Source organism: Calothrix sp. NIES-2098, from assembly GCF_963875125.1.
Classification (GTDB): domain Bacteria; phylum Cyanobacteriota; class Cyanobacteriia; order Cyanobacteriales; family Nostocaceae; genus Aulosira.
In genome coordinates this window covers 5,830,363-5,854,749 of the sequence record NZ_CAWNKJ010000001.1, presented here as the reverse complement: position 1 = coordinate 5,854,749, position 24,387 = coordinate 5,830,363, and the positions used below count along the sequence as shown (strand labels likewise).

The following is a 24,387-nucleotide window of genomic DNA, read 5'->3' as shown; positions in this document are numbered from 1 at the left end:
GAACTTGTGAGGAATTTTTAACTACACTAAACAACTCTCAACTGTTGCTACTACTGATTGAGCTAATGACTTTAAATCATAACCCCCTTCTAAACCAAACAAAATTCGATGGGTGATTTGCAAACAATAATTTGTAAACACTCCAAAGTCTTGTGGTTGTAAAGAAATATTCGCTAATGGATCGTCTTGAGTTGCGTCATAACCTGCGCTAATTATTAATAAATCTGGCTGAAAGTTAGTTAAAAATGGTATGACTTTTTGTTCAAATAAAGGTTGATAATCAGCCATTGTGCTACCGGGAAGCATAGGTAAATTTAGCACATTATTATATTTACCTTGTTCGTTAGCATTGCCAGTCCCAGGAAATAAGGGCGATTGATGTAAGGAGCAGTAGGCAATGTTAGGATTACTTTGCAAAATGGTTTGTGTACCATTGCCGTGATGCACATCCCAATCGAGAATGGCGATGCGGTTAACTCCTGGGTGTTCTAAGGCATAATTGGCTGCACAGGCTTCATTATTAAATATGCAAAATCCCATCCCCACTTCACGCAGCGCATGGTGTCCGGGGGGACGCGCCAGGACAAACACGGGTTCGTGAGTTGCTAGAACGTCATCTACTCCATCTAAATAAGCATTTACCGCCAGTAATGCGACTTCATAAGTGCGTGGAGAAACAACTGTATCGTTATCTATGTAGCCACCACCTCGATTACACAATGCCCTAACGCCATCGATATAGCGAGTATCGTGGACTTGTTGCAGATAAGGCATGGGGTCGCGTTTTTCAATGGGAGTAGGCGATCGCCATTCTAGTTTATCAGCCCAAGGTGCAGCTTTTAGGGCTTTGGCGATCGCTCTCAACCGATCTGGACTTTCCGGGTGAAAAAAACCAGTATCGTGTAGCAAAAATTCATCGGAGTAAATAATTGGTAGCATAGGGTGTGCGAGAAGGCAGAGGACAGTCCCGATGAAAATTTTTTCATCTCCAAGCATGAAAGAGAAGGGGACAAGAAGGATAACTAAGCAGGAGATTTCTTACCCCTTCCTGCCTATTTTTAAAACAGACGGTAGCATTTCGATTTTCGAGTAATCAATTGCTATTTTGCATACTACATTTGCCCTGTTTGACGCTACATTTGCTATTTCGGATACTACATTTGCTATTTCCGAGTACTCAATTGCCATTTTGGAGCCATCAATTGGTATTTTGGGGTACTCAGTTGCGATTTCAGAGTACTCAATTGCTATTTCGGAGTCATCAATTGCGATTTCAGAGTACTCAATTGCCATTTCGGAGTCATCAATTGCTATTATTCTTTCTCCCGTCTGCCTTATTTTCAAGCTGGGCGTTTCAGTAAGGCTTCGGCTCAGGAAACATCTAATGAAGTAAGTTCCAATTCCGTACCTTTGCGAACTTCACAATATGGTTGATGGCACTCTGGACACTCGTAACGCGAATCGCTAGGCTGGAATTCTATGTTGCAGTTGGCACAATAGCAGACAGCAGAAACATAATCAACTTGAAGTTTTGCCATGTCTGCTATTGTTCCTTTTTTAACAACATCAAAAGCCTGTTCTAAAGACTCTGGTGTTACACCTGCTGCTGTACCAACACGCATTTCAATTGTATAAATGTGGTGCGCGCCGTCTTGTTTGGCTCGCTCTACAGCAGAGTTCACAATGTTTTGCATTAATGCAACTTCATTCATATATTTTACCTTGGTTAACGATCTGGGCGATTTTTTCAACAGCGATCGCTACTCCTTGTTCGGCAATTGGTGATAAGCGATCGCCTACGGTAAAATCTTCTCCAGGGACAATCACCCACCAAGCGGTTGGACAATGACCATAAAGCACTTGAGTCAGCGCTAAAAGCGATCGCGGATCGGCTGTATGTCCTGTAATAATGTTGGAAGAGTTTGGTGAGAGCGATCGTACTTGCACTTCGGAGCTTTCGGAAGTTAAACAAGCATCGATAAAAATTGCTAAATCAGCGTTTGCTAAAATTTCCGCCAGTTCAGGGGTAAGTTGATGGACAGCCAGAGATTTCACATTCGATAACTGCAACGTATTCGCTACCCTTTGTCCAATGCCATCATCGCTTCGTAAATCGTTGCCGTAACCGATAGCTACTATATTGCCCATTATCTTTACCTGCCCAGCCTTATTTTCAAGTTAGGCAAGAAACTTGAGGAACTTGTGAGGAAGCAGAAGAGGATCGATAACTCCTCCTAATCTATATATTTACAACCAAGATTCAATAGACAATATTCTTACTTGTTGAATTCTCTGAAAGTCGCTATCAGCTGATACAACGCTAAGACCGTATTGTAGAGCTACAGCAGCAATCCAGAGGTCATTTTCATCAAACCCCAGGTCTGTCATCTGAGTTTTTCTCCGCTTGCTTTTATCTTTGGGGCCAAATTGTCTCATCAAGGCTGCTTTGAGTTGACCGTAAATGTTAGCCGTGTCTTCTGTCACATTGTAAATGCGTATATCTTCAAAAAATTCTGTCAGAGAAGCAAGATTAGTTTCCCTCTAAGCAGAATTTTCCATCATGTATGTTAGTTCTCCTTGGACAATTACGCAGGTAGCGATGTTTAATTCTCCAACCTCAGTTATTCGATGAATAACATTTGGTGTGCCAAGGATAATAGCACTACAGTGATTAGTATCTAGCAGGTACATTACTCAAAAGGATTTAAGTCATAATCGAATTTAGCTTTGCCACGAGTCGCGTAAACGGACTGAAGACACTCATCAAAGTCATCACCAGCCCAAGTACCTGCGTGTCTGAGGATGGAACGGCCAGAAGCCTGACGGTAAGATACTGTCGGTTTTTCTTCTGGTTGATTTAGGGTATCGGAACTGGCTGTTTCTGGCTGAATATGTTGAGAATGCGTATCTTGTTTTACTGCTGTTTGCTTAGTCTTTAAAAAACGTAGAAAATCAAGAGTTTCTTCTAAGAGTGACTCTGGAGATGATTCAATTTCTTGGAGTAGGATTTCTTTGATATTCATAAAAATATTTTTGACATGGTTGGTAAACAAAAAATGGCTTTCTATTTTATTATCATAAACGCATTAATTTCATACTAATTAAAATAATGTTTGTGATACATAAAGTTATTCATAAGGGCACGAAAATGTTGTGCCCCTACTTCATTCTTAATTTTGATTACGCCAAACTTCATTAACAACAGTCCCATCTGCTGCGACTAATTCCAGATGCAATGGCATTTGCCCGACTGCATGAGTCGAACAACTTAAACAAGGATCAAAAGCTCGAATTCCAGCTTCAACACGGTTTAACATTCCTTCGGGAATTTCGGAACCATGAATAAAATGTCTGGCAATTTGAGCGACTGTGCGATTCATTGCTAAATTATTTTGACCTGTAGCAATCACTAAATTAACTTTCACAATTAAACCATTTTCATCTACTTTGTAATGGTGGAATAATGTACCTCTTGGTGCTTCGCTGACACCTACTGCTTCTAATTGATTAATCCCAGCATCAGCACGCAGTCGATTTGAGAATAAATCGGGGTCATCTAATAAAATTTCTACTCTTTCAATTGATGCCAAAATTTCAATTAATCGGGCGTAATGATAGAAAAATGATGAGGTAGCTGTGCCTTTACCTCTATCTCTGAATTCGCGCAATTCTGCATCAGCTAATGGTGTACCAATATAACTGCAAACATTCAACCGTGCTAACGGCCCGACTCGATAGATACCACTATCTAAAGTACAATGTCCTTCTTGGTCAGGATAACCTAAAGGACGATAATAGGGAGATTTTAAATATGAATCTGGTTGAACAGCTTCGCCAATAAATTCATGATAGTTAGTTGCTTCAAGTTTATCGGCAATAATATTACCTGCACTATCAACAAAGCGAATATATCCGTCGTAATTTTCCCACAAACCATCAGGTGTGACTAATCCCATAAATAATGTTGGGAAATTCCCAAAGGTTTGCACTTCTTTTTGATAATCATTAAGTATGTGCTTAAATATGCCCAGTGCATCGATAATTGTATTTCGCGCTTCGGGAATGCGATTTTTAATGTGGGTGCGTCCTTCTGCTGATAAGGGTTCGCGCACGCCACCAGGAACCGCCCAAGATGGATGTATTTTCCGCCCGCCTAACAGTTCAATAATTTCTTGTCCAAATTGACGCAAGCGAATTCCGCCACGGGCTAGTTCTGGTTCGGCTGCAATTAATCCAAATACGTTGCGTTTTTGCGGATCGCTATCCATTCCTAATAGTAAATCTGGGGCGCTGAGGTGAAAGAAACTCAGTGCATGAGATTGAATAATTTGTCCCAAATTCATTAAGCGACGCAGTTTTTCGGCTGCTTTGGGAATTGTCACAGCTAAAATGCGATCGCCTGCTTTGGCTGAAGCTAATAAATGACTTACCGGACAAATACCACAAACCCGCGCTGTAATTCCTGGCATTTCCCAAAAAGGACGACCTTCGCAAAATTTTTCAAATCCGCGAAATTCGGTGACATGAAATCGCGCATCGCTAACTTCTCCGCTATCATCCAAGTAAATAGAAATTTTGGCGTGTCCTTCAATGCGAGTGACAGGATCGATAATAATTGTTTGCGACATAAGACTTTGTTTTAGATTGTGAGTTGCATAGATCCCCAATTTCTTTGAAAAGTCGGGGATCTTGTAGACTACGAAACCATTTGCAGTTGAGGAACTGTCATGCGATCGCCTGCTAAGTACAAGATTTCGTTATTAGTCGCTGCACTAATTTTTGACCAAGCTGGAAAGATAGCTAGCAGAATTCCTAACAACAGCAAAACTAAAATAAAAAAGATTCTTTTTATAGAGGCAATTTGCTTGATTTTGCTGATATTCATCGGTTTACCTCGCTAATTGAGGATATTTAGCCAAACTTGATGAATTCGCGTCCTTCTAATTCTGGTTTTTCGCCTCGCAATAATGACTCTAGTACGGTGCGAATGCGAGTTGCTGAGGGCGGACAACCTGGTAAATAAATATCAACTGGTACTAATTTATGCACTGGTTGTACTTTATCTAATAACGGCGGGACAATGCCAGGTGCTTGGGGAATTTGTCCGTACATATCGGCGGCTTCAATGTAACAACGCTGAAGCACGGGTTCAGCGCTACCTAAAGGATTGCGTAAAGCAGTAACATTGCCTGTAACAGCACAGTCTCCAAAGGAAATTAAAATTTGCGATCGCTCTCTCACTTTCTGAATCATTTCCAGATGTTCTTCATTAGCGATCGCACCTTCTACTAATACTACATCTACCCCTTGCGGATATTCCTTAATATCAGCGAAGGGAGTGTAAACTATATCCACCTGCTGGGCTAAATCAATCAGCCATTCATCCAAATCGAGAAACGACATATGACAGCCAGAACAACCGCCAAGCCATACTGTTGCTAATTTCAAACGATTCATAATATTCCTAATTTGTCATTTGTCATTCGTCATTTGTTCTTCTTCTCCTCATCTCCCCCTTGTCCTCCCTTCGGGTACTCTGCGAGAACTCCTACCCTGCGGGAAGGGCTTTGCCCAACGGATAACGCCAGTCGCCTGCGGAGGAGCCACTGCGTTGGGCGGGTTTCCCGACTTGAAGCAAGTGGCGTTGGAAACCCTCCCGCAGCGCTGGTCTCATCCCACACTCCCCACCCTCTCCCTACAGGTTCCATTGCTGTTTTTCCCTTGCTGTGACTAGGAAATCGAGTTTAGCGCGATCGTGTTTCATTTCACCGACTGTCGAACCTTGGTTAAAAATTGCACCTGTTGGACAAGCATTAACGCACTTACCGCAAGAAGTACAAGTGTCTGAGGTTCCCCAAGGCTGATTTAAATCGGTAATCACGTGAGATTTTGTCCCTCTTCCCGCCATGTCCCAAGTATACGCGCCTTCAATCTCATCACAAACACGGACGCAACGAGTGCAAAGAACACAACGGTTATGGTCAATACCAAAGCGATCGTGAGAAACATCAACTTTGCGATTGGGGAAATGGTATTCCAAACGCACGTGTTCCATGCCCATTTCCACAGCTAGGTCTTGCAATTCACAATTGCCATTGGCTACGCAGACTGAACAAATGTGATTGCCCTCAGCAAACAGCATTTCGATAATTGTGCGACGATATCTTTGGAGGCGATCGCTATGAGTTTTAACTTCTATTCCTTCTGATACTTTCGTCGCACAAGCAGGTTGAAGTTTATTACTGCCAGCAATTTCCACTAAACATAGACGACAAGCACCAACATCTGATACTCCGTTTAAATGGCAGAGTGTCGGGATGTGAATTCCAGCCTCCTGCGCCGCTTCGAGAATAGTTTCCTCTTCACGAGCGCTAATGAGTTGGTCGTTGATTGTCAAAGTTTTTACTGACATTGCCCTTAGCCTCAATTAAAATTAGCCTTTGGCTATTGAAATACCCTGCGTCTTGATTTATAGGCTAAGAGTTTGAGGAACTTGTGAAGGTTACGAATAATGAAGAACCGTGAAATTTATTTCAAATCAGAAATTTAAGGGTTTTTAACTGGTTTTACAATATGTGAAGTTGATTTACAAATTAGAAATTTGAGATTCTTAAGTTGCGCTCGTGCGATCGCTTTTAGAGTTGAGGATTTGAATCAAACTAATCACATCTTTCACAGAAATTCCAATTAATTTTATATATCTTCAGTCCCAAAAACTTCCCAAATTAAAATTAAACTAGTCAATCTTTCCCCAATGGATAATTACAAACTGATTAGCGATCGCATAGCGACTCCTTTGGAGTATCGCTCTTTTTTGCTAAAACCCTGTAATATCATTTCATGATTGACCATGACCAATTATTTAAAAAGCTCTTAGAAAACTTCTTTCCTGAGTTCATAGAGCTATTTTTCCCCGATATCACTAACTACTGGGAACGCGACAGTATCGAATTTTTAGCCCAAGAGATATTTACAGATATCACTGTGGGAACCAAGAAAATCGTTGATTTAGTTGTCCGCGCATCTTTCCGCGATCGAGATTCATTATTTATCATCCATACCGAACATCAATCATCCAGTGAATCTGATTTTAATGCGCGAATGTTTACCTATTTTGCACGTTTGCACGAAAAATATGGCTTGCCAATTTACCCGATTGTCTTATATTCTCACGACTCACCCCTAACCCGCGAACCAAACATTTACACCGTTGAGTTTCCTGGTTGGAAAGTCCTAGAATTTAACTACAGGGTTATTCAATTAAACCAACTTAATTGGCGCGATTTTGTGAATATACCCAACCCAGTTGCAAGTGCTTTAATCGCAAAAATGCGGATGGACAAACAAGAACGTCCCACCGTGAAATTATTGTCATTACAGTTACTTGTGAGTTTGGGACTCAATCCTGCACAAATTGAATTAATTTCGCAATTTATCGATGTTTACCTGGAATTAAACACCCAAGAAGAAGCCGTTTTCCAATCGCAACTTGCTACCATTGAACCAGCACGGGAGGAAGAAGTTATGGAGATTGTCACAAGTTGGCAACGTAGAGGAAGGGAAGAAGGAAGAGAACAGGGAAAACAATTAGAAGCATGTACGATGGTTCTGCGCTTGCTCAATCGTCGTGTCGGTGCTTTAACTCCCCAGTTACAAGAACGGATTCAACAGCTATCAACCCCACAGTTAGAGGATTTGGGCGAAGCTTTGTTAGATTTTAGCGCGATCGCTGATTTAGAAAACTGGTTGATTGCCAATGAAAATTGAGGATAAAGAAAATATTACTCAGTAAGCTTTTCAATCCTTAGGCAGAAAATCAGCTTGCTCGATTGTGGCACGGAAAAATTCTGAATAACGGTCTGTACCAAACCACCAACCTACACCCATTTGGCAGGGAATTGTAAAACCACCAAATGTTTTTTCTGCTTGAACTACTCCACCAAAGGGAATGTAAGCAAAGCTACCATCTTCTGTGTGTTCTCCCCAACGGGGTACAGATAGCTTCAGTAGTTTGCCATCAGCGTCTATATTCAGCGTCAGAGTTATCGGTTCGCCATCAATCTTGAAGCTAGCTTGAATAGTGTTCTCATCAATTACTTGCCAACTCACGCCACGTTGAGGTAGCAAAGCAGAAGGTAGCCAGATCAATTCTCCAGCGAATCGCCCAATACTAGCACGGGCAAGATCGGGACTGTGAGCATTGACGATGGGAATCAGTCCCCCCAGAAAAAACCGCATTCGACCAGAGCCGTTAGTATAGTAATCAGCTCCCACAAATTGAGACAAACCGCGACCGATAACTGCTTTCCAAACAAATCCTTTCAAAGCAGAGATAATTTCTTGTGCCTGCATCGGCATCCAAGGTTTATCCTGTAGCATTCTAAAACTGCCACTCATTTGTAAGCTGACAGAAGAAGCTAAAGGAGTTCCCGGTGCGATCGCATGAAGAAAGTAGCGCTGTACGGGAGCAGGTAATTCTGCAACCATGTCTTCAGTGAAAGCAAGGGCTGCTGGGACTGCTTTTAGCGATCGCCAAATCCGATCGATTTCTCGGTCGGCTTTTATTTTATTGATAACTAAAGCGATAAATGCGATCGCAAACAATAGACCAATGCCGAGTAAAATTTTGGCAATCATTCTCCGCCCCCCTGCTTATCATGAGTCTATTGGGGAACTCCAAAAAATAAATTATCCAAATTGCTGCGCTGAAAATGGCTGTGATTCCTTTTTGCTCCTTTATTACCTAGCAAATCGAATTTTCATAGCCCAACGCCCATCTTTCATGCGAATTACTCTAGGTTATCTCGTTTCTCAACCACAATGGTGAGATGCGCAACCATCGCGCCAATCACGCCAACAGCAGCCAGGACTGGAAATAGAGCCGCACCAATTGCGCCGCCAACCACTCCCACGGTTAAGGGGATTTCAATCAATGTTCCGCCTTCTTGATTTTTGATAATAATGCGGCGAATATTTCCTTGATGAATGAGTTCCTTAAATTTGGTAACTAGGGCATCACCATTGATGCTAAATTCTTCCACCGCAACCTTTTCCTCAGGCTTTACTTCCGGCTCTGTAGGTATGATCTCAACTCGAACATTTTCGGCGGTGTTTTCTTCAGCATTATTAATAGGTGCGTTCATATTCCACCCTCCATTGTTGGTTATATCTCTAGACTAGACGACAATACTCCAAAGTTGAGGAGATTGTGAGGTTAACTACCGTTTCAGCACTGTGACAGTGTTATAGTGTTTTTTGGGTCTACTTAATTATAGTTAGTATTTTCATAACACTAACTCTCTACGTGCTTTGATTCATCTCTTTCAATACGCCCCGAATTTTGGCAGCGATGAAAGGGGCTAACATCAGAAGAATTAAACCAATGGGCATTAGTCCGCCCTGTAGCAAATTGTAATCAGCGGCGATTCGCTCCCAGGAATAACCTAAAATGAAGCGTCCCAAGCAAATCTCGAAGGTAAGAGTTAGCAACAGCCACAGTAATCCGATGCTGAACAATTGAGAGGTACGGGTCACATCAAGCCATTTCACAAAAATAGTCGCGATCGCCAAAACGATAATCGACCCTGTAAAAAATGAAATTTGATGTGCCCAAAAATCGCCCAAAGATGGTGTGAGCCACAAATTGCGAACAGTCCCATTTAGACTTTCAGTAAGGATAAACACTAGCCAAACAATCATGCTTCTGAGGAAGAGCATTTTGTCAATCTCCTTTAACCTGATTTTTGGTCAACGTTCAATAATTAAGGCTTACTGTTCAATGCTTAAGACTTAATGTTCAATAGTTAAGGCTTGCTGTTCAATGCTTAAGACTTAACATTCAATGGTGAAGGCTTACTGTTCAATGCTTAAGGCTTAATATTCAATGGTGAAGGCTTACTGTTCAATGCTTAAGGCTTAATATTCAATACTTAAGACTTAACTACGCTGGACTCTGGACTTTGAGCGTGTGCGATCGCTTCATCCGTCACATCATCCTTAAGCTTCGCAGCTTGAGCGCTTTCTTGATAGCACTGTCTCATCACCTTGAGAAAACCGAACGGTTCGTTAAGTACGGCGGCTGTGGAAACACCACCAATCAAAGCACCCATAATGCCGAATAATGCTGCATCTGCTCCCGTGAGATAGAGATTTTTAATCGGAGTTTTAGAACCGATCCATTTTTTGTTGAATCTAGCTGGTACAGCAGGGATACCATAAACAGCACCGCTGTAGCTTTGGTCGAAGTATTCCAAAGTCAGAGGTGTAGAAATTTCGCTGTATTCAATTAATTCTCGAAAACCAGGATAGTGAGCCTCAACAAAATCTAGAAGATTATGTGCAATTGTTTCTTTGAGTTTGTAATATTCCTGTTCTCTTCGCTTCCAAGGTTGGTCGTGCCATTTGGCAAAGAAGTCGTAATCAATAAAGGTAATAATTTGACCAGTGTGGGCTGTTTGGGTAGAGTCTTTAAGGGAAGCAAAGGAGAGATAACAGGCTTTAATACCTTGATGAGGTGCAGCGCTTTGTCCTTTAAAAGTGCGATCGTGGTCGTAACCTGAGTATAACCAGTGATTTTCACCTTTAAAACCCAACTTGGCAGGAGATTCTTTAAATCCTAAATACAGCGTAAATACACTGTGAGATTTGGGAAATTCTTGGATTTCTTTGCGGTATTTAGCAACTAATTTGTTTTCGATTGTAGCGGGAATTAACTTAGTGTAAGTATTAAATGCGCCAGCGTCAGAAATAATAATTGGCGCATAAAATTCTTCAATTGGTGCATCAGATTGGTGTGCTTTTTGAACTTTTACACCTTGAGCTACATTGTCTTTGATAATAATTTCTGTTACTTGACGTTTAGTAAGTGCTTGACCGCCATTTCTTTCAATTATAGGCATGATATTTTTGGCGATTTCTGCTGCACCTCCTACAGGATAATACCCACCTGTGAGATAGTGGTAAACCAATATCGCGTGAATTATAAAAGAACTTTCTGAAGGTGGTAAACCATAATCGCCCCATTGAGAAGCTAACAATGCTTTGAGTGTGGGATTTTCAAAATTCTGGTCAAGATATTCTTTAGTTGTCAATCGAGAAATTTTGTTGACTCTGGGTAAAAATAATTTGCGCCAAAAACTTAATAAACCAGATAAAGTGCCTGCCATCGCTGTATTTTTAACATCTGAAAAATACCTGATGATTGCTTTTTGCTCATCTGGAAATATTTTAATTAGGTCAGCTTGAAATTTTTTCGGATCGGAAGATTGGGCAAATGTAAAATCAGGATAGACAAATTTCTCAAACGGATCGGGCATTTTACTCCATTGCAATTTACCATCAGTGATGTAGTCAAATATTGTCCGTCCGAGTTCACCTTTATCCATATTTCCGACATAATGGAGTCCCACATCCCATTTGAATTTGCGATCGCGTTCAAATTCGTGGGTGTATCCACCAATAACGAAATGTTGTTCTAAAATCAGAACTTTTTTGTGATTTAATTTTGAGAGAATTGCAGCAACAGTTAAACCACCCATACCAGAACCAATCACAATTGCATCGTATTGATTTGAGTTAGACATGATTTTACCGTCCCCTAGTTTTCAATACACCTCAGCTACTTAATGGCTGTACTGAATAGTTGTCCACTCAGGTACAAGCAGCTTGTTGTAGCGGTAGGCGATCGCCAATAATCGATTTAATTTGCTTGATAACTAATAGGTCTAATAGTTTGTAATATCTGCAAGAAATTTCACTGTTAATGTTCAATTCCTCTATCATCTCTACTTTTTAACCGCAGAGAGCGCAAAGGCGCAGAGAGAAAAAGAGATTTGATGTTTCACATTGCAAGGGGTACTCCTACGTTTTACTAGTAACTGGCGCAATTAATGCCAAATACTCATCTCGGAAATAACGCAATGTACTAAATACCGGATTAGGTGCAGACTGACCCAGACCGCATAAGCTGGTATGCTTCACCATATCGCACAGTTCTTCTAAGAGTTCCAAGTCAGCCATTGAGGCTTTCCCTTCTCGAATCTTCGTCAATAACTGATGTAACTGCACAGTCCCAACTCTACAAGGGATGCACTTCCCGCAGGATTCATCCATGCAAAATTCCATGAAAAAGCGGGCGACATCCACCATGTTAGTACTGTCATCCATGACAATCATGCCTCCAGAACCCATCATTGAACCAAGTTGCGTGAGGGATTCGTAATCTACCGGACTATCAAAAGCCGATGCGGGGATACATCCTCCAGAAGGGCCACCTGTTTGTACTGCTTTGACTACACGACCATCTGGTACGCCGCCACCCATTTCTTCAACAATCCGCTGCAATGGAGTTCCCATTGGGACTTCGATTAAGCCTGTGTAACGGATTTTACCTGCAAGGGCAAAAACTTTTGTCCCCTTACTCTTTTCTGTACCAATGCTGGCGAACCAATCAGCACCTTTACGAATAATTGGTGAAATATTGGCGTAGGTTTCAACGTTGTTAATTAAGGTAGGATATCCCCACAAACCAGACTCGGCGGGATAGGGTGGACGGGGGTTAGGAGTACCGCGTTTACCTTCAATTGAAGCCATGAGTGCAGTTTCTTCGCCGCAAACATAAGCACCCGCACCGATGCGGATATCAATTTTAAAATCAAATCGCGAGTCGAAGATTTGACTGCCTAAAATACCGAGGCGTTGTGCTTGGCGAATAGCTGTTTGTAAACGGTTGATGGCTACAGGATATTCAGCGCGAATGTAGATATAGCCTTGATTTGCGCCGACAGCATAAGCTGCGATCGCCATTCCTTCTAAAACCCTATGCGGATCGCTTTCAAGAACGCTACGATCCATAAATGCACCAGGATCGCCTTCGTCAGCGTTACAGATAACAAACTTGCGATCGCTGCGCGCGCCGTAGGCATCGCCTTTGGCTTTAGCAACTGTCGCCCATTTCACACCTGTAGGATAACCAGCACCACCTCTTCCTCGCAAACCACTGCGCGTCACCGTCTCTACAACTTCCGCCGGTGTCATCTCCCGCAACACGTGATAAAGCGCTTGATAACCTTTCGCTGCAATATAAGATTGAATGCGTTCGGGATCGACTTTGCCACTGTTTTCTAAAACAATCGGCATTTGGTAGGTAAAAAATGGCTGCGCTAGATCGCCCTTTTGAACTGTCGTTTCTACGCCATTCAGCGTGGCGATAATTGATGGTGCATCTTCAGGGGTGACTTTCTCATAAAGTGTGCCTAGACTATCTGTGTTCTTCTCCTTGACTTCTACTAATGGCCCGTTACAACACAAGCGCATACAGCCAACGCCAGTTACTTGTACTTGTGCTTCTAACCCAGCAGATGTGACAGATTCTTCTAAGCGCTGCTTGACAGTTTGAGAATTGGCTGAGAGACAACCGGCTGCAACGCAACAGCGAATTTGCACGGGTTTTTCAGAGAACCGTTCTTTTTGAGCAATTTCCTGTAATTCAGCGATATCCATCTTTAAGCCATCCTTTAATTGCGTTCTGCGAAGCAGTGGCGTAGCCATTCGCATACTGATTCAGCCGTTTGATTACCTAAGACTTTGCCATCAAAAACTACCGCAGGTGCAATTCCACACGCACCTAAGCACCTTGCTGTGAGTAATGATAGTTGACTATCTGGTGTCGTTTCACCAGCGTGAATGCGAGCAGACTTTTCTAATTCTGTGAGAATAGTTTGAGCGCCTTTGACATAACAAGCCGTACCCGTACACACTACACAGGTATGCGCGCCACTAGGTGCAAGTGAAAATAAGTGGTAGAAAGTGGCAACGCCATAAACTCGGCTAGGCGGTAATTTTAAACTGTGGGCAACGTAATATAATACATCGCTTTCTAAGTAACCAAAGAGTTCCTGCGCTTTATGCAGTACCTCAATCAGTGCATCTTGCTGATACTGGTAGCGTTTGATAGTTGCATCCAGCATCTTAAAGCGTTTATCGCCACTGGCGTGTGTTGCTGAAAGTGCTTGTTTAGGGGTTTTCTTTTGAGCAGCAGATGCTGAATTCATGATTTAAGCCTCCGGCACAGTGTCAGGCTGCTCTCAGCCTTGCACTTCAGTTTATAGGGTAATAATTTGAGGAAGTTGTGAGGATAGAGATTGTACGAACAGGAAGATGGAAACACGCGCTGAAGCACGCAAAAGTTCACTATCGAGAAATTTTATTAATCTTTATCAAATCAAGCTGCCCTCACAAGTTCCTCAAATTTTTTTCCTAACTTGAGAATAAGCCAACATTGGCTCGCTACCTAAGTATAGAAGAGACAATGAATAGCTGCACTGCTACTGAGGTAGGCGTACCTGCACCAGCAGCAAGGATTTCAATTTGGAATGTAGCAACAGGTTGACTATTGCCAAACATTCTTTAAATTATCTCAATTTTGCAGGAGTTAGCCATGAAAACCCAAAATCATCATTCCAGACAAAATGAGGTTCTCGTTGGTTTTGCGCTACTCCTGCTAACTGTAGTAGGAGGAACTGCTTGGTGGACTTGGCAAACCACAAAACCCAACTCTGTTAAAGAACTTACTGTTTCTTCCCCAATAGAGCAACCCCCTGTCTCAACAATTCCTCAAACCACAGTTCCCGTAACAAAACAGCAGACAAATATCCCAACAACAGCACAAACATTAGCACCAAAAGTCAACACAATAGCAATACAATTACAACCTCAGACTTATTGGCTAACAGTTAAAGGTACGCAAGTTCATTTAGCACCTCAACTAGTTACTGTTGCTAAGGGAGCATCCAAAGAATTGGCGCTCAAAGAAGCACTAAATCATCTTCTTAGCAGTCCTAAAAATCATAACTTCAGCACCACAATTCCCGCAGGTACTAAGTTATTAGATTTGCAGATCGCTAAAACAGAAATTCACGTCAATTTGTCGAGTGAATTTGCCTCTGGAGGTGGTAGTACTTCGATGATTTATCGGGTTGCTCAAGTGCTGTATACGGCTAGCAGTCTCGATCCAAAAGATAAAGTCTTTATCTCTATAGAAGGTCAATTGCTAGATGAAAATTATCCACTTGGTGGTGAAGGCATCAGTTTGACAGAACCTTTAACAAGACAACAGTTTGCAGAAGATTTTTCGATTTTGTGAAATATTCATCCTATATATTACCCTATGAGAAATTATCATGCTGACTAAAACCTACTCAATAAAACTTCACTTTCCCATATGGCTATTTCTCAAACAGCCACTTTTTGACAAAACAACTGTTTTCAATCCTTTCGAGTTTTGGCACGATTACAAAATCCAGCTACTAGAGCGTTGTTGGCATAATGACTCAGTTCAAATATTAGAAAATTGCTGGAACCAAAATTTGTCCGATGTCCGCTAGGTTGAGTTAGCCAATTTCCAAATAAAACTTTTGATTAATTAAGGAGAAAATATATGTCTTTTAAAAATAAAATGAGAGAAGCTCTACGGATAATTATCGCACCAATAGCTGGGGTAATTGACTCTATTTATAGTTCTGCCACAAGAGCTTTTAGACCTAATGAAGATAACTATCCAGAGTCAGGAGTACAACCATACGAAGGCGATCCTCCTGCCAAAAATAAACGTTATTAATTTTTAGTGAGTTGGATTAAGGAAGAAGATTATGTCTTGAAAATTTCTCCTAGTTGAATACGATATCTCTGTTGCTTAGAGATAATTTCAAGGACATAATATAACTTCTTTAATAGATTACTCACACTAGGGGAGGCGGGAGGGATGGATACAATCAAAAAAATTAACGATGAATTGGCGATCGCGGGACAAATTGCTCCAGAAGAATTAAAACAACTTGCCCAACAAGGGTATAAATCCGTACTTAATTTGCGATCGCCTGACGAACAAGGTTTTCAAGATAGCGAACAACTTTATACTCAGTTACTAGGATTACATTACGCTAATCTACCAACAAAACTGACAGAAATTAATCCGCAAATGGCACTCCGGGTATTTCAAAAAATTGCCGAAATGCCCAAACCGACTTTGATACATTGTGATAGTGCAGTCCGCGCGATCGCAATGGTATTAATGTATATCGCCACTAAACAAGGTATGTCCTTAGAAGAGGCATTTAAACAAGCAGAAAACTTAGGTTTATTAGAAGATGCAATTAAGGTAAAATTGTAACCGAAAAAGGCAGAGAAAAAGCTCGATTTTTCATGCATAGTCGTGAAAATTTCTTGAGCGTAACTGCCTTTTTCAATAAGTATTCCATCCCACGGCTTTCGTCGTGGGATAATAATGAAGAATTCAGAATTATCGCTAACAAATTATATTGATAGTTGCCGTTCAACTAACATCAAAGTTCTAGCTTCGATCGACGAGAGTTTTTTAGACAACTCCTCATCTTTGATCAACCAACACCGAAGAAGATCATGGCATCGTCTCATCAACCTATTTGGGCATTACCTGTTGAAGAGGTCTATGAGTCACTAGGTACTGCTAGTGATGGCTTATCGGCAGATGAAGCCGAACGAAGATTTGCACAATTCGGCGCAAATGAGTTACCCGAACCTGCGCATCGTCCTCTGTGGCTGCGTTTTACCGACCAATTGACCCATTTCATGGCTTTGCTGCTATGGGTAGCAGGGATTTTAGCTTTTATTTCGCGTACACCTGAACTCGGTTGGGCAATTTGGGCGGTAATCTGGATTAACGCTATCTTTAGCTTTTGGCAAGAGTTTCAAGCAGAACAGGCACTAGCTGCTTTGAAAAAAGTATTGCCGATGCAGGTGAAAGTGTATCGGAATGGCGAACTCAAGCAGATTCCAGCGCGGGAGTTGGTGCGTGGCGATGTTATGCAACTAGAAGAAGGCGATCGCATTTCTGCTGACGCACGTCTAGTATCTGCTGACAACTTGTATCTTGATGTATCGGTGATGACGGGGGAGTCTTTACCCGTGGCGCGGAATGCTTACCCGGTAAGACTGCGGGAAGCAGTACCGATTCGCGGCGGTAAAACCTTGCTGCGGCCAGGAGAGCAGCCGATGCAAGAAAAGGTGAATCCCTCGGAAATCGCCAATCTGGTCTTAGCAGGCTCGACTGTAGCAGCCGGACGCGCCGTGGCTGTAGTTTATGCCACAGGCGCTCAGACGGAGTTCGGTCAGGTAGCCCATTTAACGACAGTGGTAAAGCGGGAACCCAGCACCTTGGAAGTCCAGGTTGCCTATATCGTGCGGATTATTACTGCGATCGCTGTCAGTATGGGAATTATTGTCTTTTTACTGGCTTACTTTTTGGTGGGTATAGAGGTAAAAGAAAGCTTCATTTTTGCGATCGGGATCATTGTGGCACTGGTGCCTGAAGGATTATTACCGACTGTAACTTTGTCCTTGGCGATCGGTGTGCGCCGGATGGCACGGCGAAATGCCTTGGTGCGGAGGCTTTCATCGGTGGAAACCCTAAGCGCGACAACCGTAATTTGCACGGATAAAACAGGCACATTAACTAAAAATGAAATGACAGTGCGCTATCTGTGGCTACCTCAGGAGACTCATCCTTCTAGCTTCAAGGCCTTGATTGAGCTTACTGGGGCAGGCTACGATCCCACGATTGGTAAGGTCAATTTGCCATCAAATACCGCTGTCAAGTGGAAAGCGAATCTTTTACTCATCGGCTCTGCGCTTTGCTCTAACGCCCGCCTGATTCATCTCACAGCACCTAGTCGCTGGCAAGAAATTGGCGATCCCACAGAAGCAGCGTTGCTCGTAGCAGCCGCCAAAGCCGGACTAAATTTAGAAAATTTACAGCAACAGCTACCGCGCTTGCGAGAAATTCCCTTTGATTCTCGCCGCCGGATGATGACGGTGGTGCTGAATTGGCAGGCTTCAGATTTATGGCCAGATACATCTCCCTATATAGCATTTACCAAAGGTGCGCCTTTAGAAGTCTTGAGGCATTGCCATACAATTCTGCACGATGGTGATGTGCAAGAATTAACCCATGAAGCTTGGGATGACGTAGTGCAGGCAAATGATGATTTGGCAAGGCAGGGATTTCGCGTCTTGGGGCTGGCAGCGCGTAGGGGTAACCAGGAATTGCTCGATCTCAAGGCACAGGATTTAGAGCAAAACCTGATTTTCATCGGTTTGGTGGCCATGTTCGATCCCCCCAGAGAGGAAGTCAAAGATGCGATCGCCAAATGTCATCAAGCTGGGATCAAAGTCACAATGGTGACTGGCGATTATGGACTCACAGCCGAAGCGATCGCGCGCAACATTGGTCTGGTGAGCGATAAGGTGCGCGTCGTCACCGGTGAAGGCATGGGACATATCTCCGATGCACAACTACAGCAAATTGTCAAATATCGGGTTGGCTTAGTGTTTGCGCGGATGTCACCAGAACACAAACTGCGCCTAGTGCAAGCTTACAAGGATATCGGGGAAGTAGTCGCAGTCACCGGCGATGGAGTGAACGATGCGCCTGCATTGCGTGCGGCAAATATCGGCATTGCAATGGGGCTAAACGGTACAGATGTTGCCAGAGAAGCCGCAGACATTGTGCTGACAGACGACAACTTTGCCACGATTGTAGCGGCGATCGAGCAAGGGCGCTCGGTCTATCAGAATATTCGCAAATTTATGACTTACATTTTGGCGTCCAATGTTGCCGAACTCGTACCATTTCTGGCAATGGTTGCCTTAAAAATCCCCCCAGCGCTGATCATTATGCAAATTCTGATCGTGGATTTGGGAACGGATATTATTCCAGCCCTCGCCTTAGGAGCCGAACGCGCCGAAGCAGGTACAATGCAGATGCCACCTCGTCCCAAATCCAAACCACTCCTCGATCGCTCTTTGCTCTTGCGGGCTTACTGTTTCTTAGGATTGATTGAAGCAGCATTGGCAATGATCGGCTTCTTTCTGGTTTGGCAAAGCTATGGTTACAACTTAGCATCATTGCAAGCGATCGCTCCCACAATTCTCTCTCGTACCGCAGATCCTGCGATCGCCTTGATTTATGCTCAAGCCACCACTATGACTTTAGCGATTATCGTTGCTTGTCAAGATGGAAACGTTTTTGCTTGTCGTTCTGAACGGACTTCAATTTTTAAATTAGGATTCTTTTCCAATCCTTTCATCTGGCTGGGAATTGCCACGGAATGGACGTTGATTCTCGCCATCATTGAAATTCCCCCCCTACGGCATATCTTCTCCACTTCAGCACTGACACCTTGGCAATGGTTATTCTTGCTCATCTGCCCGCCAATTTTACTTGGTGCAGAAGAACTACGCAAAGCACAACTCCGGAAACCACGGCGGGTTAAGCATCCCTCCTAGTGGACTATCGCATTAATTGTCATAGCCTGCAAGATTCCCGACTTTTCTAAAAAGTAGGGAATCTGAATCCTTCACAAGCATAATTTACGCGCCTGTGGGTTCTGTATAACCTTGAATATTTTCTGGTTCAAACTGACGCAGTACACGAGTTGCTTGACGAATTAATTCTTCCGTACCCTTTACCACAATCAAATACTTACCTGCATTCAGACGATTGCGATAAGGCAAAGCATCTCCACTACCTTCAGTTAAACCTACGACACCACCAACAAAGTAGGCACCTAAAGCCCCAGAAATAGCGCCCAAAATTCCAGCAATAAAGTGATTACCAAAAGCATTAAATGCTGGAAAAATTTCAATTCCTGTTAAAAAATTGAAAGTATAACCTGCGAGAAATCCTAGGGGAACCAGCCAATAAATTAGGCGTTTTGCTCCTTTACGAGCTTGTTTTTCAGGGTTAATGAATCCATATTCATCAGCGCTTTTATAGCCGTTACCTAAAATGTCAATTTGGTTGTCCCGTAAACCTTCTTTCTCTAGAGCAGAGTAAGCCGCTTCAGCTTGCATCCGATCTGGTAAAACTGCAATAACGTAATTCATACATTACCTCAACTTATTGCTGAATGAAAATCAATTGCAGGTTGGAGCATTAGCATCAGCAATCCTACAACTACGAATGATAAGCTGACTCAAAATAGAACGAAATCCAATCACATTTTAATTTCCCATCTGAAATTACATACTTTGCGGTCAACATTGTCTAGCGACGATTAAGCAAACTCAAAAACATCTTATTTATTGCAGATTAAACAATGCAATATATCAAAACCTCTTCCTAAAGGCTCAATAATCTTCACGAACAATAAATTTAAAAGACAAAATAACGATATGTGATAAAAATACTACTAAAGAGAGAAATATATAATTAATGTGTATACCTTTTGTTAAATATAGCTATATATTTTTCGTAACTGCATACAATCAAAATAGAATTTTCTGAATAAATGAAAATCACTGTAGGGTGGGTATTGCCCACCGTTATTAGTTAACAAACAGTATGATGAAAGTGATTCGGAGGTTGATTAACTGTGTGGTTTTGGGAAGAAGACTCAATTGACTACGAAATATTTAAGCAATACGAACGAGCTTTAGTAGCTATTGGTGTAAATTTGTCCCAAGAGGAAGTTCAAATTGCGCTGGAAAGTTGTACATCTGGATTAGAAGATGCATTGAAAAGAACGATTGAGTATGCGTTATGGTTAAATGAAAATAAACGAGAGATTTTTCCCAATGCGATATTAATTAGAGCGCTACAAGAACAATGGCGACCTGTAGCATGGCGTGATGAATATCTGGAACTGCCAATGTTGCAATCTCCAGGTCAAAGGTGGTGGAATGCGGCTGCAAAAATGTGGGGAAATGATTTACGAAATCGCTTAGTAGCTGATGTATTTTATGATCACGGTCAAGAATTTATTAAATTCACCAACGGCAAAGAATTAGTAGTAGAGACTGCATGGCGTTGGGAATGGGAACGAGTCCTGCAATATGCAACTATTCAGTAATTCTTATTCTTAGTAATCACTTTATTGCTTGAAAAGCCAGAACTAAAGCTTTATCGAAAAATTTATTTTTCAATTCAATGAAACCACAAATTCACACCGATAAATATCTGGTTTATCGGTGTTAACTGTAATGCTAATAATCAACTCAACTGTGCCACTAATTGATTTTCTAGCACCGTGTCATTGGTTAATAAGTCCTCAACTGTGATTCGTAAAAAGCGTTGATCGTCCACTTGAAACTGGATTTTAATACGATCGCTTCCAGGAAATCCCGGTGGTGTCAGTTGGGCGATTGTCCTCGCACCTTCTTTATCGTTGAGGGGTTTGACAGTAGTCGCGCCACTATCTAACCGACGGGTAATTAGGCGATCGCCATCAAAGTAAACTTCAGTCCCGCCTGACTCTGCACCCAATTCTCCCATAATTAACTCGATGCTGGGCTGATTTTCTAAGGATGCGCCGAGAACTAATTCTACTGGCTGACTCATGGGGTAAGCTTGTCCAGCTCGAATAATTGGATGCCAACTGTGGCGCTGGTTACGCCGATCCCAATAGCGAACGCCATAACTGTGGTAGAGAAAATCTTTGATTTCTATACCTTGAGTTATTTGCAGGGCACCTTGAGCGATCGCTTCAAAGGGACGTTCGCAACGAATTTTATCAGACTCGAAATACTGTTTTACCCATGTCTGCACTGCTGGCAATTGCACAGTCCCACCAACTAACAAGACTGCGCTGATATCCGCAAGTTCTATTCCTTGGCGTCGTGCTTGCTGTAGCAAACTCGTCATTGAATCATCAAGGCGCTCAAAAAATGCGTGTTCTTTAAGGATATTTTCTAAAGTGTCGCGGTTAAGTTCGAGTTCGTAACTTTCAAAACTTTCATCATCAAAATAAACTTCGCTAGCTTGATTCTGAGTTGAGAGTTGAATTTTCACTCGTTCTGCTAGTCGTGTAGTTAAAGGACTAACCGCCAAATCTTGAGTTTTGGCAAAATAATCAACAATCCAAGTATCAATATCAGTACCACCCAAATTTTGTCCAGCTTTCGCCAATACGCGGGCGGTTTTGACTTTTTGTTTGGAGTCTTCCGCTAAAGATTTATTTCCCCACTTCAGCAAAAATCCTACAGGTTTGGTATTAGCTTGCACGCTGCGATCTAAGCGCACGAGGGATAAATCCAAAGTACCGCCACCAAAGTCAATTACCAAGAGAATTTCTCGATCGGCTAAACCATAACCCAAAGCTGCGGCTGTAGGTTCATCTAGCATCCGCACTTGTTCGACGGGAAGGACTTGGCAAACTTGTCCTAACCAGTGGCGGTAAGTTTCAAAACTGTCTACAGGTACAGTTAAAACCAGAGAATCTAAACCCCCTTGCTGTGGTGATAATTCTGCAATTACCTGGTTAAGGAACCAATTACCTACTTGTTCAAAGGTGACAATTTGCCCATCTAGTTCGGGTAAGAAACCTTGAATATCCGCACCAATACCGCGTTTGAAGCTGCGGAAAAATCGCGTTTCGCCCTTAAGATCGAGACCGCGATCGCGTACTTGTTGCCCTACTAAAACTTTACCTTGGGTTGCGTCTTCAACATACACCAAGCTGGGAATTAGCGGCGGATTCAGACTTTGTTGAATTGATAAACCAGGGATGTTAAGGGTTTCTGGCTGCTGGGTGACAGGGTTCCAACGAGCAATGACTGTGTTGCTAGTACCAAAATCGATTGCGATCGCCATATCTTATAATTATTACTTCGCGCCAAGACCAGGACACTTCCCGGCGAAAATGTCCATCACAACAAACTACTCATTTGTGATTATTCTCTATTAACCACCAAGAGCGCAAACGCGCGATCGCCTCTTCTTTATGTTTGGCTTCGACTTCAATCCACGGTGCTTGATAATAAACACTGGGCATAGCGGTAATTAAATCGCTGTGTTTTCTATCTTTAAAAGCAGTCTCACCATTGGAAATATGGACTAATTGCCAATCTGGATTTTCCCAAGTTTCCCGTGCAGCGTAAAACATCTCCGCCACACTCGGCTCGTCGTAGCTGTCGAGATTTTCGTGGCAAATATGGTGATGGGCATCAAAGACCATTGGTACACCAGCCTGCTGACAGACTGCTAAAATTTCACTGGCGCTATAGGCGTATTCGTCATTCTCAAACGTCAAGCGGCTTTTAATTGCTTCGGGTAGTTCCGAGATTACCTTTACCAGTTGTTCGGTACGTTGGGATTTACCGCCATGAATATTCATCAAAGACCAAGGCGATCGCGGTAAACCTAATAAATCAAATGTCCGGGCGTGGCGTTCTAAAATTTTGATACTCGATTGTAATACTTGAGGAGAATCAGAACTCAGCACCACAAATTGATCGGGATGCAGTACGATTCTGATACCCAAGGCTTGCGATCGCTGTCCGATTTTCGCTAGATCGGCGCTCATTTCTTCTAAAATATTTGCCCCAACTTCGTCTTCCATATCGCTCAGAGGAAACACCGCTGAGGACATCCGATACAGCCGAATCTTGTTTGCCTGACAAAAAGATAATGCTGCATCCAAGCGCTGCAAGTTACTCTCATACAGTTCTCTCAGGGCACTTTGGCGTTGTTCAGGCGTGAGTTGTAAATAGCGCGTCCGCGTCATTGTCCGAAAGCGCACTTGTTTGTCAAAGGTAATGCAAACCAGCCCTAACTCTGGTAGAAAACCTTTTGGCAATTGTAGATTAGGTAGATTTTGGAACTGGATGGCAGTCATTAATTCACTTGCTCAAATCTTGGCACTTCTTTGATTTAACTAAGTTCTGTCTGAGGGCGATCGCTATCTAAAGGCAGAACTCTGAAGGTTGAGGGATGAAAACAACACACATCAGCTATCTAGATCCTGTGGACTTGCTGTGTAGTTGAGGTTTTCACAGACACATCTATCTTTTGAGACATTTTTTATAAAGATAAATAAATTTTTATATAGTTATTGCATGAATATTGTAATAAAATAACACGCTTTTTCAGTTGACAAGCTTTCTAATTCAAGCTTTTACCCTTCTTGCGCGATCGCAGATCCAAAGGAGGAATGTCATTGAATGGATATGTATCTTTTGGCAGTTTAGTCAATACCCTGAAATATTTATTAATATGAATATAGATTCAGCGTTGAGAGTGAAAAAGCTCTGACGGGCATTTTGTATCAATGCTTTACCAACGGAGTAGAAGACATGGAAGACCAGAAACCATCAGATTCTAAAGATGCTCTGGGCAATTTAAAGAATGGGATTTGGCTATTTGGCCTCTCATCTTGGTTATTTGGCATCACCGATCGCAGTATTGCCTCCTTTGCAGATGGTTATCTATCAGCTTTGGATTTGACGCAACTATTTACAGCCGCTACATTTTTCGTGGCATGGCTATTTTTAAAGCCAGTCTCTAGGGCTTAAATGTAAACGCATAGGGACGCAAAGTTTGTTTTCAACCAATAACTAAGAACTTATGCAGGGCTA

Annotated in this window: 28 protein-coding genes; 7 read left to right on the top strand and 21 right to left on the bottom strand. The window is 42.3% G+C overall.

What is annotated here, in order from left to right; translation table 11 throughout:
* Positions 1 to 21 precede the first annotated feature (21 nt).
* From AACU33_RS24615 to hoxU, 11 genes are all read right to left on the bottom strand, one after another.
* Positions 22 to 939 carry a histone deacetylase gene (locus AACU33_RS24615; protein WP_096591460.1) on the bottom strand — a complete coding sequence of 306 codons (918 nt, stop codon included), beginning with the start codon at positions 937 to 939 and terminating at the stop codon, positions 22 to 24.
* A gap of 99 nt (positions 940 to 1,038) precedes the next feature.
* Positions 1,039 to 1,344: a hypothetical protein gene (locus AACU33_RS24610; RefSeq protein ID WP_339376265.1), complete on the bottom strand. Its 306-nt coding sequence runs from the start codon at positions 1,342 to 1,344 to the stop codon at positions 1,039 to 1,041.
* Positions 1,345 to 1,370: 26 nt separating this feature from the next.
* Positions 1,371 to 1,712: a hydrogenase maturation nickel metallochaperone HypA gene (hypA, locus tag AACU33_RS24605; protein WP_096591455.1), complete on the bottom strand. Its 342-nt coding sequence runs from the start codon at positions 1,710 to 1,712 to the stop codon at positions 1,371 to 1,373.
* Positions 1,705 to 2,148: a hydrogenase maturation protease gene (locus AACU33_RS24600; RefSeq protein ID WP_445291765.1), complete on the bottom strand. Its 444-nt coding sequence runs from the start codon at positions 2,146 to 2,148 to the stop codon at positions 1,705 to 1,707. Before AACU33_RS24600 ends, hypA begins: the two co-directional genes overlap by 8 nt.
* Positions 2,149 to 2,247: 99 nt before the next feature.
* On the bottom strand, positions 2,248 to 2,520 hold the full coding sequence (locus AACU33_RS24595; protein ID WP_339376517.1) for a PIN domain-containing protein: 273 nt from the start codon (positions 2,518 to 2,520) through the stop codon (positions 2,248 to 2,250).
* A 170-nt stretch (positions 2,521 to 2,690) separates the two neighbouring features.
* Positions 2,691 to 3,023, bottom strand: a complete 333-nt coding sequence (locus AACU33_RS24590) for a DUF2281 domain-containing protein (RefSeq protein ID WP_096591450.1) — start codon at positions 3,021 to 3,023, stop codon at positions 2,691 to 2,693.
* A gap of 147 nt (positions 3,024 to 3,170) precedes the next feature.
* Positions 3,171 to 4,628, bottom strand: coding sequence for a Ni/Fe hydrogenase subunit alpha (locus tag AACU33_RS24585; protein WP_096591447.1), 1,458 nt, complete (start codon positions 4,626 to 4,628; stop codon positions 3,171 to 3,173).
* A gap of 68 nt (positions 4,629 to 4,696) precedes the next feature.
* Complete coding sequence (locus AACU33_RS24580; RefSeq protein WP_096591444.1) at positions 4,697 to 4,885, bottom strand: hypothetical protein; 189 nt, start codon at positions 4,883 to 4,885, stop codon at positions 4,697 to 4,699.
* 26 nt (positions 4,886 to 4,911) lie between these two features.
* A complete protein-coding gene (locus AACU33_RS24575) occupies positions 4,912 to 5,457 on the bottom strand; it encodes an oxidoreductase (RefSeq protein ID WP_096591441.1) in 546 nt (181 codons plus the stop codon).
* Positions 5,458 to 5,548: 91 nt separating this feature from the next.
* A complete protein-coding gene (locus tag AACU33_RS24570; RefSeq protein ID WP_339376264.1) occupies positions 5,549 to 5,674 on the bottom strand; it encodes a hypothetical protein in 126 nt (41 codons plus the stop codon).
* Between the two features lie 21 nt (positions 5,675 to 5,695).
* On the bottom strand, positions 5,696 to 6,412 hold the full coding sequence (gene hoxU / locus AACU33_RS24565; protein WP_096591435.1) for a bidirectional hydrogenase complex protein HoxU: 717 nt from the start codon (positions 6,410 to 6,412) through the stop codon (positions 5,696 to 5,698).
* Between the two features lie 428 nt (positions 6,413 to 6,840).
* On the opposite strand from hoxU, the gene AACU33_RS24560 reads away from it, so the two are divergent.
* A complete protein-coding gene (locus AACU33_RS24560; protein WP_096591433.1) occupies positions 6,841 to 7,767 on the top strand; it encodes a DUF4351 domain-containing protein in 927 nt (308 codons plus the stop codon).
* Positions 7,768 to 7,797: 30 nt separating this feature from the next.
* Here AACU33_RS24560 and AACU33_RS24555 read toward each other — a convergent pair whose 3' ends face one another.
* The 7 genes from AACU33_RS24555 to hoxE all read right to left on the bottom strand — a co-directional run bounded on the left by AACU33_RS24555 (position 7,798) and on the right by hoxE (position 14,051).
* Positions 7,798 to 8,637 carry a DUF6920 family protein gene (locus AACU33_RS24555; RefSeq protein ID WP_096591430.1) on the bottom strand — a complete coding sequence of 280 codons (840 nt, stop codon included), beginning with the start codon at positions 8,635 to 8,637 and terminating at the stop codon, positions 7,798 to 7,800.
* A gap of 152 nt (positions 8,638 to 8,789) precedes the next feature.
* Positions 8,790 to 9,143 (bottom strand): DUF4342 domain-containing protein, encoded by a 354-nt coding sequence (locus tag AACU33_RS24550; protein WP_096591426.1) that lies wholly within the window; start codon positions 9,141 to 9,143, stop codon positions 8,790 to 8,792.
* 157 nt (positions 9,144 to 9,300) lie between these two features.
* Positions 9,301 to 9,717, bottom strand: coding sequence for a hypothetical protein (locus tag AACU33_RS24545; protein ID WP_096591424.1), 417 nt, complete (start codon positions 9,715 to 9,717; stop codon positions 9,301 to 9,303).
* Positions 9,718 to 9,929: 212 nt separating this feature from the next.
* Positions 9,930 to 11,582: a phytoene desaturase family protein gene (locus AACU33_RS24540; protein WP_096591421.1), complete on the bottom strand. Its 1,653-nt coding sequence runs from the start codon at positions 11,580 to 11,582 to the stop codon at positions 9,930 to 9,932.
* A 67-nt stretch (positions 11,583 to 11,649) separates the two neighbouring features.
* Entirely contained in the window at positions 11,650 to 11,781 is a 132-nt protein-coding gene (locus tag AACU33_RS24535) for a hypothetical protein (RefSeq protein WP_339376263.1), read from the bottom strand.
* Positions 11,782 to 11,859: 78 nt separating this feature from the next.
* Entirely contained in the window at positions 11,860 to 13,500 is a 1,641-nt protein-coding gene (locus AACU33_RS24530; protein WP_096591418.1) for a NuoF family protein, read from the bottom strand.
* A 14-nt stretch (positions 13,501 to 13,514) separates the two neighbouring features.
* Complete coding sequence (gene hoxE, locus AACU33_RS24525; protein ID WP_096591416.1) at positions 13,515 to 14,051, bottom strand: bidirectional hydrogenase complex protein HoxE; 537 nt, start codon at positions 14,049 to 14,051, stop codon at positions 13,515 to 13,517.
* A gap of 386 nt (positions 14,052 to 14,437) precedes the next feature.
* On the opposite strand from hoxE, the gene AACU33_RS24520 reads away from it, so the two are divergent.
* From AACU33_RS24520 to AACU33_RS24505, 4 genes are all read left to right on the top strand, one after another.
* A complete protein-coding gene (locus AACU33_RS24520) occupies positions 14,438 to 15,142 on the top strand; it encodes a GerMN domain-containing protein (RefSeq protein ID WP_096591413.1) in 705 nt (234 codons plus the stop codon).
* A gap of 294 nt (positions 15,143 to 15,436) precedes the next feature.
* Positions 15,437 to 15,616 (top strand): hypothetical protein, encoded by a 180-nt coding sequence (locus tag AACU33_RS24515; RefSeq protein WP_096591408.1) that lies wholly within the window; start codon positions 15,437 to 15,439, stop codon positions 15,614 to 15,616.
* Between the two features lie 144 nt (positions 15,617 to 15,760).
* A complete protein-coding gene (locus AACU33_RS24510; protein ID WP_096591405.1) occupies positions 15,761 to 16,168 on the top strand; it encodes a beta-lactamase hydrolase domain-containing protein in 408 nt (135 codons plus the stop codon).
* 248 nt (positions 16,169 to 16,416) lie between these two features.
* The gene (locus tag AACU33_RS24505; RefSeq protein ID WP_096591403.1) at positions 16,417 to 19,320 is read left to right on the top strand and encodes a cation-translocating P-type ATPase; all 2,904 of its coding nucleotides are present in this window, start codon (positions 16,417 to 16,419) and stop codon (positions 19,318 to 19,320) included.
* An 84-nt stretch (positions 19,321 to 19,404) separates the two neighbouring features.
* Here AACU33_RS24505 and AACU33_RS24500 read toward each other — a convergent pair whose 3' ends face one another.
* Positions 19,405 to 19,920 carry a hypothetical protein gene (locus tag AACU33_RS24500; protein WP_096591400.1) on the bottom strand — a complete coding sequence of 172 codons (516 nt, stop codon included), beginning with the start codon at positions 19,918 to 19,920 and terminating at the stop codon, positions 19,405 to 19,407.
* A gap of 488 nt (positions 19,921 to 20,408) precedes the next feature.
* On the opposite strand from AACU33_RS24500, the gene AACU33_RS24495 reads away from it, so the two are divergent.
* On the top strand, positions 20,409 to 20,885 hold the full coding sequence (locus AACU33_RS24495; RefSeq protein WP_096591398.1) for a hypothetical protein: 477 nt from the start codon (positions 20,409 to 20,411) through the stop codon (positions 20,883 to 20,885).
* A gap of 140 nt (positions 20,886 to 21,025) precedes the next feature.
* Here AACU33_RS24495 and AACU33_RS24490 read toward each other — a convergent pair whose 3' ends face one another.
* Entirely contained in the window at positions 21,026 to 22,624 is a 1,599-nt protein-coding gene (locus tag AACU33_RS24490; RefSeq protein ID WP_096591396.1) for an Hsp70 family protein, read from the bottom strand.
* Positions 22,625 to 22,694: 70 nt separating this feature from the next.
* Positions 22,695 to 23,648: a UV DNA damage repair endonuclease UvsE gene (gene uvsE, locus AACU33_RS24485; protein WP_096591394.1), complete on the bottom strand. Its 954-nt coding sequence runs from the start codon at positions 23,646 to 23,648 to the stop codon at positions 22,695 to 22,697.
* A 457-nt stretch (positions 23,649 to 24,105) separates the two neighbouring features.
* Here uvsE and AACU33_RS24480 point away from each other — a divergent pair, with 457 nt between their 5' ends.
* Complete coding sequence (locus tag AACU33_RS24480) at positions 24,106 to 24,324, top strand: hypothetical protein (RefSeq protein ID WP_096591392.1); 219 nt, start codon at positions 24,106 to 24,108, stop codon at positions 24,322 to 24,324.
* Positions 24,325 to 24,387: the final 63 nt, after the last annotated feature.

Coding starts and splice junctions, on each gene's coding strand:
- AACU33_RS24480 (WP_096591392.1), top strand. CDS start 24,106: ATGGAAGACCAGAAACCATCAGATTCTAAAGATGCTCTGGGCAATTTA.
- AACU33_RS24560 (WP_096591433.1), top strand. CDS start 6,841: ATGATTGACCATGACCAATTATTTAAAAAGCTCTTAGAAAACTTCTTT.
- AACU33_RS24590 (WP_096591450.1), bottom strand. CDS start 3,023: ATGAATATCAAAGAAATCCTACTCCAAGAAATTGAATCATCTCCAGAG.
- AACU33_RS24600 (WP_445291765.1), bottom strand. CDS start 2,148: ATGGGCAATATAGTAGCTATCGGTTACGGCAACGATTTACGAAGCGAT.
- AACU33_RS24530 (WP_096591418.1), bottom strand. CDS start 13,500: ATGGATATCGCTGAATTACAGGAAATTGCTCAAAAAGAACGGTTCTCT.
- AACU33_RS24615 (WP_096591460.1), bottom strand. CDS start 939: ATGCTACCAATTATTTACTCCGATGAATTTTTGCTACACGATACTGGT.
- AACU33_RS24490 (WP_096591396.1), bottom strand. CDS start 22,624: ATGGCGATCGCAATCGATTTTGGTACTAGCAACACAGTCATTGCTCGT.
- AACU33_RS24575 (WP_096591441.1), bottom strand. CDS start 5,457: ATGAATCGTTTGAAATTAGCAACAGTATGGCTTGGCGGTTGTTCTGGC.
- AACU33_RS24550 (WP_096591426.1), bottom strand. CDS start 9,143: ATGAACGCACCTATTAATAATGCTGAAGAAAACACCGCCGAAAATGTT.
- AACU33_RS24555 (WP_096591430.1), bottom strand. CDS start 8,637: ATGATTGCCAAAATTTTACTCGGCATTGGTCTATTGTTTGCGATCGCA.
- AACU33_RS24585 (WP_096591447.1), bottom strand. CDS start 4,628: ATGTCGCAAACAATTATTATCGATCCTGTCACTCGCATTGAAGGACAC.
- AACU33_RS24520 (WP_096591413.1), top strand. CDS start 14,438: ATGAAAACCCAAAATCATCATTCCAGACAAAATGAGGTTCTCGTTGGT.
- AACU33_RS24545 (WP_096591424.1), bottom strand. CDS start 9,717: ATGCTCTTCCTCAGAAGCATGATTGTTTGGCTAGTGTTTATCCTTACT.
- AACU33_RS24505 (WP_096591403.1), top strand. CDS start 16,417: ATGGCATCGTCTCATCAACCTATTTGGGCATTACCTGTTGAAGAGGTC.
- AACU33_RS24515 (WP_096591408.1), top strand. CDS start 15,437: ATGTCTTTTAAAAATAAAATGAGAGAAGCTCTACGGATAATTATCGCA.
- hoxE (WP_096591416.1), bottom strand. CDS start 14,051: ATGAATTCAGCATCTGCTGCTCAAAAGAAAACCCCTAAACAAGCACTT.
- AACU33_RS24535 (WP_339376263.1), bottom strand. CDS start 11,781: ATGATAGAGGAATTGAACATTAACAGTGAAATTTCTTGCAGATATTAC.
- AACU33_RS24500 (WP_096591400.1), bottom strand. CDS start 19,920: ATGAATTACGTTATTGCAGTTTTACCAGATCGGATGCAAGCTGAAGCG.
- hypA (WP_096591455.1), bottom strand. CDS start 1,712: ATGAATGAAGTTGCATTAATGCAAAACATTGTGAACTCTGCTGTAGAG.
- AACU33_RS24570 (WP_339376264.1), bottom strand. CDS start 5,674: ATGAGACCAGCGCTGCGGGAGGGTTTCCAACGCCACTTGCTTCAAGTC.
- AACU33_RS24510 (WP_096591405.1), top strand. CDS start 15,761: ATGGATACAATCAAAAAAATTAACGATGAATTGGCGATCGCGGGACAA.
- AACU33_RS24580 (WP_096591444.1), bottom strand. CDS start 4,885: ATGAATATCAGCAAAATCAAGCAAATTGCCTCTATAAAAAGAATCTTT.
- hoxU (WP_096591435.1), bottom strand. CDS start 6,412: ATGTCAGTAAAAACTTTGACAATCAACGACCAACTCATTAGCGCTCGT.
- uvsE (WP_096591394.1), bottom strand. CDS start 23,648: ATGACTGCCATCCAGTTCCAAAATCTACCTAATCTACAATTGCCAAAA.
- AACU33_RS24540 (WP_096591421.1), bottom strand. CDS start 11,582: ATGTCTAACTCAAATCAATACGATGCAATTGTGATTGGTTCTGGTATG.